This window comes from Arthrobacter sp. Z5-13 (assembly GCF_056499105.1).
In genome coordinates this window covers 2,850,653-2,865,586 of record NZ_CP096460.1, presented here as the reverse complement: position 1 = coordinate 2,865,586, position 14,934 = coordinate 2,850,653, and the positions used below count along the sequence as shown (strand labels likewise).

Annotated in this window: 13 protein-coding genes; 8 read left to right on the top strand and 5 right to left on the bottom strand. The window is 61.5% G+C overall.

Annotated elements, in window-relative coordinates; all coding sequences use genetic code 11:
• The first annotated feature begins 32 nt into the window (after positions 1 to 32).
• From gcvH to M1E02_RS13470, 5 genes are all read left to right on the top strand, one after another.
• Positions 33 to 419 (top strand): glycine cleavage system protein GcvH, encoded by a 387-nt coding sequence (gcvH, locus tag M1E02_RS13490; protein WP_479374761.1) that lies wholly within the window; start codon positions 33 to 35, stop codon positions 417 to 419.
• Positions 420 to 602: 183 nt separating this feature from the next.
• Positions 603 to 1,076 (top strand): FHA domain-containing protein, encoded by a 474-nt coding sequence (locus M1E02_RS13485; protein ID WP_479374760.1) that lies wholly within the window; start codon positions 603 to 605, stop codon positions 1,074 to 1,076.
• Between the two features lie 23 nt (positions 1,077 to 1,099).
• Positions 1,100 to 1,816, top strand: a complete 717-nt coding sequence (ftsR, locus tag M1E02_RS13480; RefSeq protein ID WP_479374759.1) for a transcriptional regulator FtsR — start codon at positions 1,100 to 1,102, stop codon at positions 1,814 to 1,816.
• Complete coding sequence (locus M1E02_RS13475; RefSeq protein WP_479374758.1) at positions 1,816 to 2,319, top strand: bifunctional nuclease family protein; 504 nt, start codon at positions 1,816 to 1,818, stop codon at positions 2,317 to 2,319. The genes ftsR and M1E02_RS13475 overlap by 1 nt, the downstream gene beginning before the upstream one ends.
• 234 nt (positions 2,320 to 2,553) lie before the next feature.
• Positions 2,554 to 3,147: a MerR family transcriptional regulator gene (locus M1E02_RS13470; protein WP_247045148.1), complete on the top strand. Its 594-nt coding sequence runs from the start codon at positions 2,554 to 2,556 to the stop codon at positions 3,145 to 3,147.
• A gap of 182 nt (positions 3,148 to 3,329) precedes the next feature.
• Here M1E02_RS13470 and M1E02_RS13465 read toward each other — a convergent pair whose 3' ends face one another.
• A complete protein-coding gene (locus M1E02_RS13465) occupies positions 3,330 to 4,151 on the bottom strand; it encodes a ParA family protein (protein WP_479374757.1) in 822 nt (273 codons plus the stop codon).
• Positions 4,152 to 4,468: 317 nt separating this feature from the next.
• On the opposite strand from M1E02_RS13465, the gene M1E02_RS13460 reads away from it, so the two are divergent.
• Both M1E02_RS13460 and M1E02_RS13455 read left to right on the top strand, forming a co-directional pair.
• Positions 4,469 to 7,864: a pyruvate carboxylase gene (locus tag M1E02_RS13460; protein WP_479374756.1), complete on the top strand. Its 3,396-nt coding sequence runs from the start codon at positions 4,469 to 4,471 to the stop codon at positions 7,862 to 7,864.
• Between the two features lie 122 nt (positions 7,865 to 7,986).
• Complete coding sequence (locus tag M1E02_RS13455) at positions 7,987 to 9,474, top strand: MinD/ParA family ATP-binding protein (RefSeq protein WP_479374755.1); 1,488 nt, start codon at positions 7,987 to 7,989, stop codon at positions 9,472 to 9,474.
• A 79-nt stretch (positions 9,475 to 9,553) separates the two neighbouring features.
• Here M1E02_RS13455 and M1E02_RS13450 read toward each other — a convergent pair whose 3' ends face one another.
• Positions 9,554 to 11,374 (bottom strand): AMP-dependent synthetase/ligase, encoded by a 1,821-nt coding sequence (locus M1E02_RS13450; RefSeq protein ID WP_479374754.1) that lies wholly within the window; start codon positions 11,372 to 11,374, stop codon positions 9,554 to 9,556.
• A 173-nt stretch (positions 11,375 to 11,547) separates the two neighbouring features.
• Here M1E02_RS13450 and M1E02_RS13445 point away from each other — a divergent pair, with 173 nt between their 5' ends.
• Positions 11,548 to 12,648: an ROK family glucokinase gene (locus M1E02_RS13445; RefSeq protein ID WP_479374753.1), complete on the top strand. Its 1,101-nt coding sequence runs from the start codon at positions 11,548 to 11,550 to the stop codon at positions 12,646 to 12,648.
• 100 nt (positions 12,649 to 12,748) lie between these two features.
• On the opposite strand, the gene M1E02_RS13440 is transcribed toward M1E02_RS13445, so the two are convergent.
• From M1E02_RS13440 to M1E02_RS13430, 3 genes are read right to left on the bottom strand one after another with little or no spacing between them, the layout of a single operon-like run.
• The gene (locus tag M1E02_RS13440) at positions 12,749 to 13,279 is read right to left on the bottom strand and encodes a DMT family transporter (RefSeq protein ID WP_479374752.1); all 531 of its coding nucleotides are present in this window, start codon (positions 13,277 to 13,279) and stop codon (positions 12,749 to 12,751) included.
• Complete coding sequence (locus M1E02_RS13435) at positions 13,276 to 14,076, bottom strand: alpha/beta hydrolase (protein WP_479374751.1); 801 nt, start codon at positions 14,074 to 14,076, stop codon at positions 13,276 to 13,278. The genes M1E02_RS13440 and M1E02_RS13435 overlap by 4 nt, the downstream gene beginning before the upstream one ends.
• A complete protein-coding gene (locus M1E02_RS13430) occupies positions 14,073 to 14,861 on the bottom strand; it encodes an alpha/beta hydrolase (RefSeq protein ID WP_479374750.1) in 789 nt (262 codons plus the stop codon). Before M1E02_RS13430 ends, M1E02_RS13435 begins: the two co-directional genes overlap by 4 nt.
• Between the last annotated feature and the right edge of the window lie 73 nt (positions 14,862 to 14,934).

Genomic DNA, 14,934 nt, shown 5'->3' with positions numbered 1-14,934 from the left:
ACATTGGTGTTTGACCCGATGAAAGGCCCCTGATGAGCAACATCCCCGAAGACCTCTCCTATACTGCGGAACACGAATGGGTCTCGGCGCCCAATGCCGACGGCGTTGTGCGCGTGGGAATTACGGACTTCGCCCAGGACGCACTCGGCGACGTCGTATACGCGCAGATGCCGGAGGTAGGAACCACGGTGAGGGCAAACGACGTTGTCGGTGAAGTCGAATCCACCAAGAGCGTCAGTGATATTTACGCGCCGGTTACGGGCGAAGTGGTTGCCCGCAACGAATCGCTGGATACAGATTCCGCCCTCATCAATTCAGATCCCTACGGAGACGGCTGGCTGATCGAAGTGAAGCTGGCGGAACCCGACGCGGTTGATTCGCTACTCAGTGCAGCCGAGTACGAACAACAGGTAGGCTAAAGATTACTGGGCAGCGACGTCCGGCCATTGAACTCTGATGAGCATTCGATTCGAGCGATCGATTTGGATGTTCGATTGAGTAATCAACGGCCGGACGACGCGCCCCAGATCGGGTGTGCCACGCATTTCCGGACGAGACGGGTTGTTTGCAGGCGGGGCGGCTGCAACGGATGAGGAGGAACCATGGTTGGCCATGAACGTCACCGAGCCAGAGGTATTTTCGGTAAGGGTGAGACGAAGTCGTCGGAAACCACCTCCATTAATCTCACGCCCGTCAGGGATGAGCCAAGCATTGCTCCGCAGTTGTCCCGCGAGGAGCGGGTCGCCGTCGAGGCGCTGCCTCACGGTTCTGCCCTGCTCGTAGCACACAGTGGCCCTAACGCGGGGGCCAGATTCCTGCTGGACTCGGATGTCACCACGGCGGGACGCCACCCCGATGCCGATATATTCCTCGACGACGTCACCGTCTCGCGCCGGCATGTTGAATTCCGTCGTACGGATCGCAGCTTCGAGGTGGTTGATACCGGTAGCCTCAACGGCACCTACGTTAACCACGACCGGGTCGACGCCGTGGAGCTCAGGTCCGGTAACGAAGTCCAGATTGGAAAGTTCCGTCTTACGTTCTACCTGAGCCCTGCCCGCGCAGGCCAGGGCTGATTACGGAGTAGTTGCCTGTGGCCATGGCACAGCCGGAACGGCGGGGACCGCAAGTCCTGAATATTGGGGAAGTGCTGGCGCAGCTGAGCGATGACTTTCCCAATATGACTGCGTCAAAAATCAGGTTCCTTGAAGAAAAGGGACTCATCAACCCGCAGCGGACTCCCGCCGGATACCGTCAGTATTCAGATGGAGACGTCGAACGGTTGCGGTTCGTCCTTGCCCTGCAGCGCGACCAGTACCTGCCGCTGAAAGTGATCAAGGATTATCTTGATGCCATAGACCGCGGGGAACGCCCGGACAACCTACCTCCCGGTGTCAACGTTTCGCCCCGGATCGTTTCAGATGACCTGGCTGTGGAACTGCAGACACGCGTGCGCCGGCTCAGCGAAGAACAGCTGCGGGCGGAGTCAGGGGCAAGTGTTCCCCTTCTTCAGTCACTGTTGAGCTTCGGGCTCATTTCGCACGTCAACGGCACCTTCGACGAACATGCCCTCCAGGTAGCGCGGGCTTGCGTCCAGCTTGAGAGCCACGGACTGGAGCCCCGGCATCTCCGCCCTTTCCAGGCCGCCGCCGAGCGGGAATTCGGATTGGTGGAGCGGGCCGTCGCCACCCTCACCTCACGCAAGGATGCGGCATCGCAGGCACGCGCGGCCGAAACGGCCCGTGAGATCAGCGATATCTGCTTGTCCTTGCATCGGGCGCTTGTTCAGGACCGAATCTCCCGGATGGATATCTGATGATAGAAGTAGAGATCGTAGGGGTGAGGATTGAGCTTCCCTCGAATCAGCCACTGGTTCTCCTGCGGGAAATCCATGGGGAACGCCATGTTCCTATCTGGATCGGAACTCCGGAAGCCAGTGCCATAGCCCTGGCTCAGCAAGGCGTAGTCCCGCCACGTCCCATGACTCACGACCTCCTCATTGATGTCGTGGAAACCCTCGGCCACAGCATTGTCAGCGTCAACATCGTGGCCGTTGAAGACAACATCTTCTACGGCCAGCTCCAGTTCGAGAACGGCAGCACCGTCAGCTCCCGGGCATCGGATGCCTTGGCTTTGGCTTTGAGGGCGAAGTGCCGGATCTGGTGCGCTGACTCTGTGATGGAGGAAGCCGGTGTCCGGATTACTGAGCACGACGATGGTGAAGAGACCGATCAGGGGCCGACTGTGGACGAAGAGCGGGAACTGCGCCGCTTCCGTGAGTTCCTGGATGACGTGGAGCCCGAGGATTTCGACGGCTAAGGTCACGCTAAGGTTAAAGCTCAGCCTGAAAGTTTCGACACGCCCTTCCAAACACCCCTACATCTTTGACCTCGCGCCTCCACGGGCTTAACGTCGAAGATACAAGTTCCCATTGCATACAGCAGCCGTGCAAGTCACACTGGAATGTGCAGCCTCGGCAGAATTACACGGATGGATTTTGTCCGTGCCGCTGTTGCAACTTCCTTAGGGGAGCATATGACAAGGAGTGTCCACGTGAGTCCTAAAGGCGAAGCAGGCGAGCTGAAACAGCCCTCAACGGCTGGTGTTGCCCTGCCCGCAAGCGGTGCCCAGGGCCTCCTCTTCACCGAGGACCTTCCCGTCCTTGATGAAGATGCGGGTTACCGTGGCCCCACCGCATGCAAGGCAGCCGGGATCACTTACCGTCAGCTGGACTACTGGGCGCGCACAGGATTGGTTGAGCCGGCAGTGCGGGGTGCGGCCGGTTCAGGCTCCCAGCGACTTTACGGTTTCCGCGACATCCTGGTCCTCAAGGTGGTCAAGCGACTCCTGGACACGGGAGTGTCCCTGCAGCAGATACGCACTGCCGTTGAACACCTGCGTGAGCGGGGCGTCGAAGACCTCGCGCAGATTACTCTCATGAGCGACGGTGCCAGCGTTTACGAATGCACCTCTGCTGACGAAGTTATCGATCTTGTGCAGGGCGGACAGGGCGTATTCGGCATAGCAGTAGGACGCGTCTGGCGCGAAGTGGAAGGAAGCCTCGCGGCGCTGCCCAGTGAGCACGCCACCGAATCCTTTCCCGACGACGAACTCAGTAAGCGGCGGGCAGCACGGAAAATCAGCTGACCCCGCTGGGAGCTGACTGCTCCATTGAACTGGGCAAGTTGAACTGCCCAAATCAATAGTGCAAACAACTGAATTTAGATACCCATGGCAGAGGCCGCCTTCCGTCGGGAAGGCGGCCTCCGCCGTCGTTCGCTAAATCATCAATCATAGGGCCGGCGTTTGCGGGCTTCGCTGCGGAGCGCCTAGCGCTTGGCGCGCACCTGCGGGCTGTCACCGGCAGACAACAGGTTCTGCAGCAAAGAGTCGTAGAGCGCCGAGGAGTTCTTGGCGGAATCTCCCGGCCAATGGTGGACTGCGTGAGCCGCGCCCTGGATCTGCTGCCAATTAGCCTGTTCCGGAATATGGGGCGTGAGTAGGAGCTTGCCGAACATGGTCTTCATTTCGGCCAGGCGGAAGGCATGTTCTGATGATCCGCTGCGAACCCTGTTGGCCACAATGCCGGCGGGGGAGAGGCCCGGGGCGAATTCCTGCCGGAACAGCTGGATAGCACGCATGGTGCGCTCGGTCCCGGCAACAGAGAACAAACCGGGTTCTGCCACGAGGGTGACCTTGTCGCTGGCTGACCACGCCATCCGGGTGAGGCCATTGAGTGACGGCGGGCAGTCAATAAGGACAAGCTCATAGTTGTCCGCGGTGGCCAGGACGTGCGAAAGCCTGCGCAGATCGCGCCGTCCCAGGTCAGGACGGTCGTAAATCCCGGTGTACGCGGAACCTACGGCCACATCCAGCACCGGGGCAGGGGAACCATTGGCGGAGGTGCGCTTAATCCAGCCGCTGGGCACGACGTTATCGCCCAGCCGGGCGCGTCTGGGACTCTTGAGCATCCTGCCGATGTCCAGTTGCCCGTCAGGCTGGACGCCCATCGCCGTACTGGCGTCGGCATGCGGATCAAGATCCACAACAAGGGTAGGGATGCCGGCGGCGAGTGCCGCAGACGCCAGTCCGGTGGTAACGGATGTCTTACCGACACCGCCTTTGAGGCTGCTGATGCTGACTACTTGCACTGAAAAACCAATACCTAACGCCGGTTGCCGTGTTGGGGTAGAGTCGGCCTCGGCGTTGTCCCGAAGCCCGGGGCGATCGTACGCCGCCCAACTCATCATATGTTGACCTTGAGTCAAATCCTGCTTTATCCGTTGCCGAGGGTGGGAAGAGTCCTGATCCCGCTCGTCCACCGCACTTCCGCTGGCCGTTCCGCTTCAGAGGGAGTCCGACATGACGGATAATTCTGTGATAGCGGACACAATGATTTGTCTTTGAACGCAAGCGTCTTAGACACTGTGACCACCTACCGATACACCCGCGATGATGCAGGAGAAGTATGTTTTCGAAGATTCTGGTGGCAAACCGCGGTGAAATCGCTATCCGCGCCTTCCGCGCCGGCTATGAGCTGGGAGCCAAGACCGTTGCTGTGTTCCCCTATGAAGACCGCAACTCGATTCACCGCCAAAAGGCGGGCGAAGCGTATCTGATCGGCGAAGAGGGCCACCCTGTCCGGGCGTATCTCGACGTTGATGAGATAGTCCGTGTGGCTAAGGAGTCCGGTGCGGATGCCATCTACCCGGGCTACGGCTTCCTTTCTGAGAACCCTGACCTGGCGCGAGCAGCCGAAGCGGCGGGAATCACGTTCGTAGGCCCACCGGCTGACGTTCTTGAACTCGCAGGAAACAAGGTGGCAGCACTTCAGGCAGCACGCGATGCGGGTGTGCCGGTGCTGAAATCCAGCCAACCCTCGAAGGATGTTGACGAGCTCATCGCTGCTGCGGACGAGATCGGTTTCCCCATCTTTGCCAAGGCAGTGGCCGGAGGTGGAGGGCGCGGCATGCGCCGCGTGGACACCCGCGACGCTCTCCCGGAAGCCTTGCAGGCAGCCATGAGGGAAGCCGACGCCGCCTTTGGCGATCCTACGATGTTCCTCGAGCAGGCTGTCCTGCGCCCCCGCCACATTGAGGTGCAGATCCTCGCCGACGCGGAGGGCAATGTGATGCACCTCTTCGAACGCGACTGCTCCATCCAACGGCGGCACCAGAAAGTCATCGAAATCGCACCGGCACCGAACCTTGACGAAGGAATCCGCCAGGCTCTTTACCGCGACGCCGTGAAGTTCGCCAAAGCACTGAATTACGTGAACGCGGGTACGGTTGAGTTCCTCGTGGACACTGTAGGTGAGCGCGCAGGCCAGCACGTTTTTATTGAAATGAACCCCCGGATCCAGGTGGAGCACACGGTCACGGAAGAGGTCACAGACGTCGACCTGGTTCAGGCCCAGATGCGGATTGCATCAGGCGAGACACTGGCTGACCTTGGCCTCTCCCAGGACACGGTGCAGCTCAAGGGCGCTGCCCTCCAATGCCGGATTACCACCGAAGATCCCGCCAACGGGTTCCGGCCCGACGTCGGGAAGATCACGGGCTACCGCTCTGCCGGCGGTGCCGGTGTAAGGCTCGACGGCGGCACGGTCTACTCGGGCGCGGAGATCAGTCCTCACTTCGACTCCATGCTGGTAAAGCTCACCTGCCGTGGGCGCGATTATCCTGCTGCAGTGGCACGGGCCAAGCGCTCCCTCGCGGAATTCCGCATCCGCGGCGTTTCTACGAACATTTCCTTCCTTCAGGCAGTGCTCGAGGACCCGGACTTTATTGCAGGCAACGTGGTGACTTCGTTCATCGACGAACGTCCCGAGCTCCTGAAATCCCGTGTATCAGCGGACCGCGGAACCAAGCTCCTTACCTGGCTCGCCGACGTCACGGTGAACAAACCCCATGGCGAGCTGACCGTCCACTCGGATCCGGCGTCCAAACTTCCCGTTGTCTCCTCTTCAACGTTCCCGGCCGGATCCCGCCAGCGCCTGCTGGAACTGGGGCCTGAAGGTTTCGCTGCGGAGCTGCGCGCACAGCAAACTGTAGCGGTCACGGACACAACCTTCCGTGACGCCCACCAGTCCCTGCTGGCCACCCGTGTCCGGACCCGGGACCTGGTAGCGGCGGGGCCTGCCGTCTCGGAGCTTTTGCCCCAGTTGCTCTCTGTGGAGGCATGGGGCGGCGCTACCTACGACGTCGCACTCCGGTTCCTCGGTGAGGATCCCTGGGAGCGGCTTGCAGCCTTGCGGAAGGCTCTGCCAAACATCTGTCTCCAAATGCTGTTGCGGGGCAGGAATACCGTCGGCTACACACCGTACCCGGAAGAAGTCACGGTGGCCTTCGTCAACGAAGCAGCTGCCACGGGTATTGATATTTTCCGTATTTTCGATGCACTCAACGACGTCAGCCAGACGGCTCCTGCCATCAAGGCTGTGCGGGCTACGGGCACCGCTGTCGCTGAGGTGGCGCTCTGCTACACGGGCGACATGCTGGATCCGGATGAGCAGCTGTACACGCTTGACTACTACCTGGACCTGGCGGAAAAGATCGTTGACGCGGGCGCCCACATACTGGCAATCAAGGATATGGCGGGCCTGCTTCGGCCCGCTGCCGCTGCACGCCTCGTAGCGGCGCTCCGGGAACGCTTCGGCCTCCCGGTGCACCTGCACACCCATGACACTGCAGGCGGCCAGCTCGCCACGCTGCTGGCAGCCGTGGAAGCAGGGGTCGACGCCGTTGATGTCGCCTCCGCGTCGCTGGCGGGAACCACGAGCCAGCCCTCGGCGTCTGCCCTTGTGGCGGCTCTTGCCCATACTCCCCGCGATACCGGGCTGGACCTCGCCAAGGTCAGTTCGCTGGAACCCTACTGGGAGGCCGTGCGTCGGGTGTACGCACCCTTCGAGTCGGGACTGCCCGGTCCCACAGGGCGCGTGTACCAGCATGAGATCCCTGGCGGGCAGCTTTCGAACCTTCGGCAGCAGGCGATGGCTCTGGGGCTTGGAGAACGTTTCGAAGCCATTGAGGACATGTACACCGCCGCCGACCGGATCCTCGGCCGCCTCGTCAAGGTGACTCCCTCATCCAAGGTTGTCGGCGACCTCGCGCTGCACCTGGTGGGGCTGAACGCGGACCCGGCGGACTTCAACGAGAACCCGCAGAACTACGACATTCCAGACTCCGTCATCGGATTCCTGTCCGGCGAGCTCGGTGACCCGCCGGGAGGCTGGCCTGAGCCCTTCCGGACCAAGGCACTTCAGGGACGCAGCATCAAGGTCAGGGATGCGGAGCTGAGCGCTGAGGACAGTGCGGCTCTGCAGGCCGACTCCCAGACCCGCCAGCAGACGCTGAACAGGCTCCTGTTTGAGGGCCCCACCAAGGACTACCTCAAGAGCGTGGATAGCTACGGCAACCTCTCGGTCCTTGATACCCGTGACTACCTGTACGGCCTGCAGCGCGGCGAGGAGCACGTTATCCAGCTGGAGAAAGGCGTGCGGCTGATTGCCTCCCTGGAGGCGGTCTCTGAACCCGATGAAAAGGGTATGCGTACCGTCATGTGCACCTTGAACGGCCAGTCCAGGCCGGTTGTGGTCCGCGACCGCTCGGTGGTCAGCAACGTGAAGGCAGCTGAAAAAGCCGATACTTCGCAGCCAGGGCACATAGCGGCTCCATTTGCCGGGGCTGTGACTCTGACGGCGAAGCCCGGGGATGAGGTCAAGGCAGGCGATACCGTTGCAACCATCGAGGCCATGAAGATGGAGGCCTCAATCACCACCCCGCTGGCCGGTACCGTCTCACGCGTCGCGATCAACAGCATTGAGCAGGTGCAGGGCGGAGATCTGCTGCTGGTGGTCGAGTAAGGACCGAGAGCGAATGACGGCCCCAATCCGGAGCGTGTACGGGTTAAGCTGGGGCTGACGGAAGACTGTGGGGGCGGTTCTTGTACCGCCCCCACAGCCTGTTCCAAACCAAAAGGGAAGTCATGACTGAGACGAACACGCCCAAGCCAACTCCCAAGCCTGCCCGGAGTCCGAGGACCAAGGCCGCCGCTCCACCCAAACCGCCTGCAAAACGGCCGCCCACGCCAGAGCAGGCTCCCGCCGAGGACGTTGCTCTACTCGCCGCAGGCGAAACGTCATCGCTACCAGCCGGTGTGCCGGCTGCTGCACCTGCAGCTGAGGCGTCATTGGAACCTGCCGCACCTGCAGGTGAAGGGAGCGGGCAGGAAACGCCCTCCGTCGCCCCCATGCAGGACGATGAGATCTCCATCGTGCCCGTGCCGCAAGGCCACGAGTTTTCGTCCGCCGATTCCCTCGGGTCCTTCACCCCATTGTCCATTCCGGCGACCACTTCTGAGGGAATGCCTTCTGCCACGGCCGGTCCCTTCCAGCATGTCACCAGTGACACCGGCCCTGTGGCAGACGCCTCCTCGGAAGCCCCACTTGTGGAGACCTCTGCGGAGGTTTCCACGGCCGAGCTGAACAATCCCACCAGCGAGCCCACCAGCGAGCCCATCAGCGAGCGGAGGGAAAGGGCAGAGGGGCCGGAGTCAGCAGCATCTCTGACAGCTGACCGCCTCCTGAACAAGACTGCAGCCACTCCTGTGGGCGGCTGGCGTCTGTGGATTTACAAGGCAACAATGGGCTACGTCAATCTCGGGGACTCGGACAAGGTACGCATCCAAAGGGCCACGGAGCACCGCATCGCCTCACGTCTGGGCGAAAGGACACGCTACGTCCCGGTGCTTTCCCGTAAGGGAGGTGTCGGTAAAACCACCGTTACCACCCTTTTGGGAATGGTCCTGGCAGAGCTGCGGGAGGACCGCGTTATAGCTTTGGATGCCAATCCTGATCGCGGCACTTTGTCGGACCGGTCCCCTGGGCGAGCGGATTTCACCGCACGCCAACTGGTCAAAGACCGATTTACCGTAGACTCCTTCGCCCAGCTGTCCAACTACACAGCTCGGGACGGTTCCCGCCTGGACATCCTTGCTTCGGACGCCGATCCTATGGTGGCGCATGCATTCGACGACGCCGACTACAGGGCAGTAACCGATATTCTGGGCCGCTACTATTCAATCGTTCTGACCGACTCCGGAACGGGCATGGTTCACTCCGTGATGAAGGGAACTCTGGAAAAAGCCGATGCAGTGGTGCTGGTTTCAGGCGGAAGCGTGGACGAAGCCAGGCTAGCCTCGGAAACGCTGTCCTGGCTTGAAGCCCACGGACGCCACGACCTGGTGGCGAAGGCTACCGTAGTGATCAATATGGCTGCCGGAGCGGGAACCCTGGTCAACATCGATGAGATAGAACAGCATTTCCTGTCCCGGGTCAAAAACGTGGTGCGGATTCCCCACGACCGTCATTTGGCAGAAGGATCCAAAATCGATCTCCGCCAACTGCGGCCTGCCACAAGGGCAGCCGCAGTTGAACTGGCGGCGCTGGTGGTGGAGGAGCTTCAGCAAAGCTGAAGTTCATCGCAGTGACGCTGGTCAGCCTGCCCAGGCTCCACGCCTGAGCAGGCTGATCGCTAACGCCTAAACTTGCCGTTTACGCGTGGGTGGGCCGGGGAGCAGCGTACATTTCGTCGATGACGGAATCGAAGTCCTTCATGACCTGGGCCCGCTTTACCTTCATGGAGGGTGTCAGGTGCCCTGATGCCTCAGTGAAGTCCGAGGGAACAATCCGGAAGGACTTGATGGCTTCGGCCTGCGAAACCGAGGCGTTGGCATGGTTAATCAGTTCCTGGACAGCCGCCTTGACCACAGGGTTCTCAGATGCCTCCTGGAGTGTGGTGGTCGCGGGCAAGCCGTGGCGCTGGAGCCAGCCGGGCAGCGCTTCCTCATCCAAGGTCACCAGGGCCCCGATGAACGGCCGGTTGTCACCCACTACAAGTACTTGTGAAACAAGAGCGTCGGCCCGGATCTGGTCTTCAAGCAATGCCGGGACAACGTTCTTGCCACCGGCAGTGACGATGATTTCCTTCTTGCGTCCGGTGATGGTCAGGAAGCCCTGTTCATCGAGCTGACCGATATCACCCGTGCGGAACCAGCCGTCCACGAAAGTCTCCGCAGCGAGGTCTTCGCGCTTGTAGTAGCCGCGCATAACGCAGACGCCCTTGACGAGGATCTCGCCGTCGTCGGCAATTTTCACCGTATTCCCGGGAATCGGAACGCCTACGGTGCCGATCTTAATCAGATCGGGGGTGTTGACCGAGACAGGGGCTGTAGTCTCCGTGAGGCCGTATCCTTCAAGAATCTGGAGGCCGATGCCTTGGAAGAAGTGCCCAAGGCGTTCGCCGAGCGGGCCGCCGCCCGAAACAGCGTGTGCAACGTGTCCGCCCATGGCCGCCCGAAGCTTGCTGTAGACGAGTTTGTCGAACAGGGCGTGCTGGAGTTTGAGCCCCAAACCTACGGAGCCCTCCTGCCTGGCACGGGAATACTTGATTGCAGTGTCTGCAGCCCTGTGGAAGATGGCGCCCTTTCCGCCGTCCTCTGCCTTGGTCAGCGCGGAGTTGTAGACCTTTTCGAAGACGCGGGGCACGGCCAGGATGAAGGTGGGCTGGTAGCTCTGGAGATCGGGGAGCAGGTGCTTGATGTCAGGGGTGTGGGCGACGGTAACGCCGCCAGCCACCGCCAGGACGGAGATGAACCGTGCGAACACATGCGCCAAGGGAAGGAACATGATGGTCTTGGCGTTTTCGTTCACGATCTGGCTGATGGATGTCGCCAGTGCATTCTCGGAAAGCTCCACAAAGTTGCCATGGGTCAGCTCGCAGCCCTTAGGCCGCCCTGTTGTTCCGGACGTGTAGATAATGGTGGCGATATCGGTCAGGCGTGCCTGGCTACGCCGTGCCTCCAGCTCCTCGTCGCTGACGCCCGTACCGGCCGTACGGAGCTCATCAAGGCCCCGTCCTTCAAGCTGCCACACGTGCTGCAGTGTGGTCAGGCCTTCGGAAGAGGCCGCCTGCCGGATGATGTCCTCGTGGTGTGCAGCTTCGCCAAATGCTGCCACGGCTCCCGAGTCGCCCAGGTTCCACGCAACCTGCGAAGGCGAAGATGTCTCGTAAATCGGCACCGAAATGCCGCCGGCGAACCAGATGGCAAAATCTACGAGGGCCCACTCATACCGCGTGCGCGACATGATTCCGACGCGGTCACCAGCTCCTATTCCACTGGCAATGAGGCCTTTTGCGAGGGCGGCAACATCCGTCAGGAAGTCCGTTGCCTTAATGTCCTGCCACTGCCCCGCGGAATCAAGACGCGAAAACAGCGAGGGGTTCGATGCCTTGGCTGCCTGACGCAGCACGAGGTCTGTGATGTTGCTTTCGGTAGGCACATTCACCAGGGGCGGAACACTGTATTCGCGCACGATAGCTCCTTTGATATCCATAAGCCCGCAAGGGGGTGATCTAAGACTAATACGAGCCCCTCAAGAGTGGGCCCTATTTATCCTACTGGCGGGTAACTTTATGATTAACGGCATCCAGGCCACGAGCAGCGTGGTCTGCGCGCCCCGGGATTCAGGGCTAATAGAGTGGACCCATGCACACAGTCCCGCCCGCCCCCTCGTCCAGACCCTATCGCAGGACGGCAGCCTGGCGGAGTCCAAAGCCCTACCGTCAGGATTCAGTCCTGTCGGGTATCTCCGGGCTTGGTTTCCGGGAACACCTGAGGCTGGGCCGCAGGGGCCTGGCCATCGGCGTGGACATAGGGGGCACAAAAGTGGCGGCCGGCGTCGTGGATGCAGAAGGCAGGATCCTCAGCCAGGCGCGACGTTCCACTCCCGGCAATGATCCCCGGGCTGTTGAGCACGTGATCGTAGAGCTGGTAGAGGAACTGGGACAAGGCCACCGGATCCGTTCGGTGGGTATCGGCGCTGCCGGCTGGATGGACCTCGACGGCGGGACGGTGCTGTTCAGTCCGCATCTCGCGTGGCGGAACGAGCCGGTGAGGGAGAACCTCCAGAGGCTCCTCAGACGGCCTGTTTTGCTGACCAACGATGCCGATGCCGCCGCCTGGGCCGAGTGGCGGTTCGGGGCGGGCCAAGGTCAGAGCCGGTTGGTTTGCATAACCCTGGGAACAGGAATCGGTGGGGCCATGGTGATGGACGGCCGGGTCGAACGTGGACGTTTCGGGGTAGCGGGGGAGTTCGGCCATCAGATCATCATGCCTGGTGGCCACCGCTGTGAGTGTGGAAACCGGGGCTGCTGGGAACAGTATGCGTCCGGAAATGCGTTGGGCCGCGAGGCCAGGGAACTGGCCGCTGCTAATTCCCCGGTTGCCCAGGAACTTCTGAAGGCTGTGGACGGTGCCGTGGAAGACATTACCGGTGTCATCGTTACCGACCTCGCTAAATCGGGCGATGCCACCTCCCGCGAACTCTTGGAGGACGTAGGGGAATGGCTGGGATTGGGGCTGGCCAACCTGGCCGCTGCCCTGGATCCAGGGAAGTTCGTGATCGGGGGAGGCCTCTGCGATGCCGGTGAGCTGCTGGTGGCCCCTGCCCGCAAAGCTTTCGCCCGAAACCTCACCGGCCGGGGCTTCCGGCCCGCCGCCGAAATTGCCTTGGCTGCCCTGGGGCCGAACGCCGGATTGATTGGCGCGGCCGATCTTTCGCGGGTCAGCAGCCGTATGCATGGCTAGGACTCACGCAAACACGGCTGGCACTTAACGGAGCCATGTTAAAAAACTTAGCGGGCCCCTGCTGGATAACCAGCGAGCGGGCAAACTGGACTCGGGCGATCTAGACCCGGGCGCCGTCGTCGTATTCGTCTTTATCAGTGGGCAGCTTCATGATCAGGTAGATCACTGAAACAACGAATACCGCAACGATCCCCAGAATCGCCAGGAGCGGTGCGGAACGCCAAAACATGGCGGCGAGCAACAAGGCCACCGGGCCGCCTATGGCCCCCACCCAGGCCAGCATGGTCAACGGATCGACGCCGGCAAGGCTCGGCGGCTCATCAGGTACGAAACCCTGATCCTCATCTTCCACGTCATAGTCGCGGGGACCACCTGGCTCCTGCCTGCCGACGTCGTCCGTGTGGCCTGGCGCCCCGGCGGCCAGTTGGCGTTCAGCGGCGGACGGCTCCGTGGGCGCAGTGCCAGAGAGTCCCAGCGGGTCAAAATCGCTGAAGGGCCGCGTGGATGCGTCTGTGCCGGCGCTCTTGGGCGGCTCCGTGTCACCATGCTCCAGCCTTGACACCAGATCCAGCCATGCGGCGTCGTCCGGGTTGGTACCCGGATCCGGCGAGTTGGCATCAGGTTTTGTCATGGAAGCTGCCCTTCAGGTGCGCGGGGGGATGTTCGCTCGTTGGAAGCCATGAGGACGTCCCGGATAAAAGCAGCCGAACCGTGGAAGATCTTGTCGGCGTCGTTATCAAGGGTAGCTACGTGGTAGCTGTTCTCCAGCATGGTCAGTTCCAACGATGCCTGCGTCAGTCCACGCCTTAGCGCTGAAATGCTGGTATCGGAGACTACGTGATCAACGGTGGAGCGGAACACACGGACCGGGGCTGTTATCCGGGGCAGGAGCCGGACAGTGTCCTTGAACATCCTGTTCAGCTCGTGGGCGGCGGCAACAGGCGTGCGGGCATAGGCACCCTCATCGATCCCTGGTTTGAGAATGTCATTGGCAATCGCAGGGGTGCTCTTCAGGACGTACTTGAGAATGCCGGCAAACGGAGCCCGGGGATCATCAATGACGAGTCCGGGATTAACGAGGATGGTGCCGGCAACGGGCCGCGTTGCGGCAACACGCAGGGCTAAGGCGCCGCCCATGGACAGCCCGGCAGCGAAGACGTAGTCGCACTCGCCGGCGAGTTCGCGGTAGGCCTCATCATAAGCAGTATGCCAGGCCTGCCAACGTGTCCGGGCCAGTTCCTGCCAGCTTGTCCCGTGGCCAGGCAGAAGGGGAATTCTGACGGCGTACCCCTGTTCAGCCAAGGCGGTGGCCCACGCACGCACTCCATGCGGACTTCCGGTGAAGCCGTGGGACAGGGCAACACCTACTCGAGGTCCGTCGCCGGTAAAGGGGCTGATAAACGGGCTGTGATCCGGGAAGCTGCTCATGATGTCTCCGAGGATACTTCCTTGGCCGCATTCTCCAGGAAAAACTTCACTGACCGTTCGAAGATCACGGGGGCGTCAACGTCGAGGGTCGCCACATGGCCGCTTCCCGCCAGCGGGATCACCTCAAGGCGCTGTGTACCCAAACGGTGTCGGATCAATTCGAGGGAAGAAGGCGGCACCACAATGTCCTTCTCGGACTTGAACACCAATGCAGGGGCGGTGATCCGCGGGAGTCCCCGGATGGCGGACGTGAAAAGCTTCCTCAACTGGTGCACGGCAGCGAGTGGTGTGCGCGAGTAGTCACCGTCCTGAGTCGCTGCCGCCGTCGGATTCTCTTCTTCAATGGGAACGGTTGTTGGTTGAAAGTACTTGAGGATCCCCACGTAGCGGGCCCGGCGGTCATAGAAAGTCAAGCCCGGATTAACTACCGCGACGCCTTTCACGCTGTGGCGGGAGGCCACTAACAGGGCGATCGCACCGCCCATCGACAGCCCAGCCACGAAGCAGGACTCCGTCCGGGACGCCAGCTCAAGATAAGCGGCCTCGTAGCTGCCGTACCAGTCCCGCCAGCCGGAGCGGGCGAGGTCCTGCCAATGCGTGCCGTGCCCGGGAAGCAGGGGAACCGAGACCGCGAAGCCCTGTGCGGCGAGGTGCTGGGCCCAGGGCAGGACACTGAGGGGGCTGCCCGTGAAGCCATGGCAGACAGCAATACCGATTCTCGCATTGGGCCCGTGACCCGGGTAGCTGAAAGCCGCCGGCACCGGCGGATGGCTGCTTTCTGTCATGTGCCCATCGTGTCACTGTTGGGGACAAATCTCACTAGAGTAGGGTTGCACTGAAGTCCCGGTCACACCCGGA

Bases quoted from the DNA above. Each gene is read 5' to 3' on its own strand.
- M1E02_RS13460 (WP_479374756.1), top strand. From the start codon at position 4,469: ATGTTTTCGAAGATTCTGGTGGCAAACCGCGGTGAAATCGCTATCCGC.
- ftsR (WP_479374759.1), top strand. From the start codon at position 1,100: ATGGCACAGCCGGAACGGCGGGGACCGCAAGTCCTGAATATTGGGGAA.
- M1E02_RS13440 (WP_479374752.1), bottom strand. From the start codon at position 13,279: ATGACAAAACCTGATGCCAACTCGCCGGATCCGGGTACCAACCCGGAC.
- M1E02_RS13435 (WP_479374751.1), bottom strand. From the start codon at position 14,076: ATGAGCAGCTTCCCGGATCACAGCCCGTTTATCAGCCCCTTTACCGGC.
- M1E02_RS13475 (WP_479374758.1), top strand. From the start codon at position 1,816: ATGATAGAAGTAGAGATCGTAGGGGTGAGGATTGAGCTTCCCTCGAAT.
- gcvH (WP_479374761.1), top strand. From the start codon at position 33: ATGAGCAACATCCCCGAAGACCTCTCCTATACTGCGGAACACGAATGG.
- M1E02_RS13445 (WP_479374753.1), top strand. From the start codon at position 11,548: ATGCACACAGTCCCGCCCGCCCCCTCGTCCAGACCCTATCGCAGGACG.
- M1E02_RS13485 (WP_479374760.1), top strand. From the start codon at position 603: ATGGTTGGCCATGAACGTCACCGAGCCAGAGGTATTTTCGGTAAGGGT.
- M1E02_RS13455 (WP_479374755.1), top strand. From the start codon at position 7,987: ATGACTGAGACGAACACGCCCAAGCCAACTCCCAAGCCTGCCCGGAGT.
- M1E02_RS13430 (WP_479374750.1), bottom strand. From the start codon at position 14,861: ATGACAGAAAGCAGCCATCCGCCGGTGCCGGCGGCTTTCAGCTACCCG.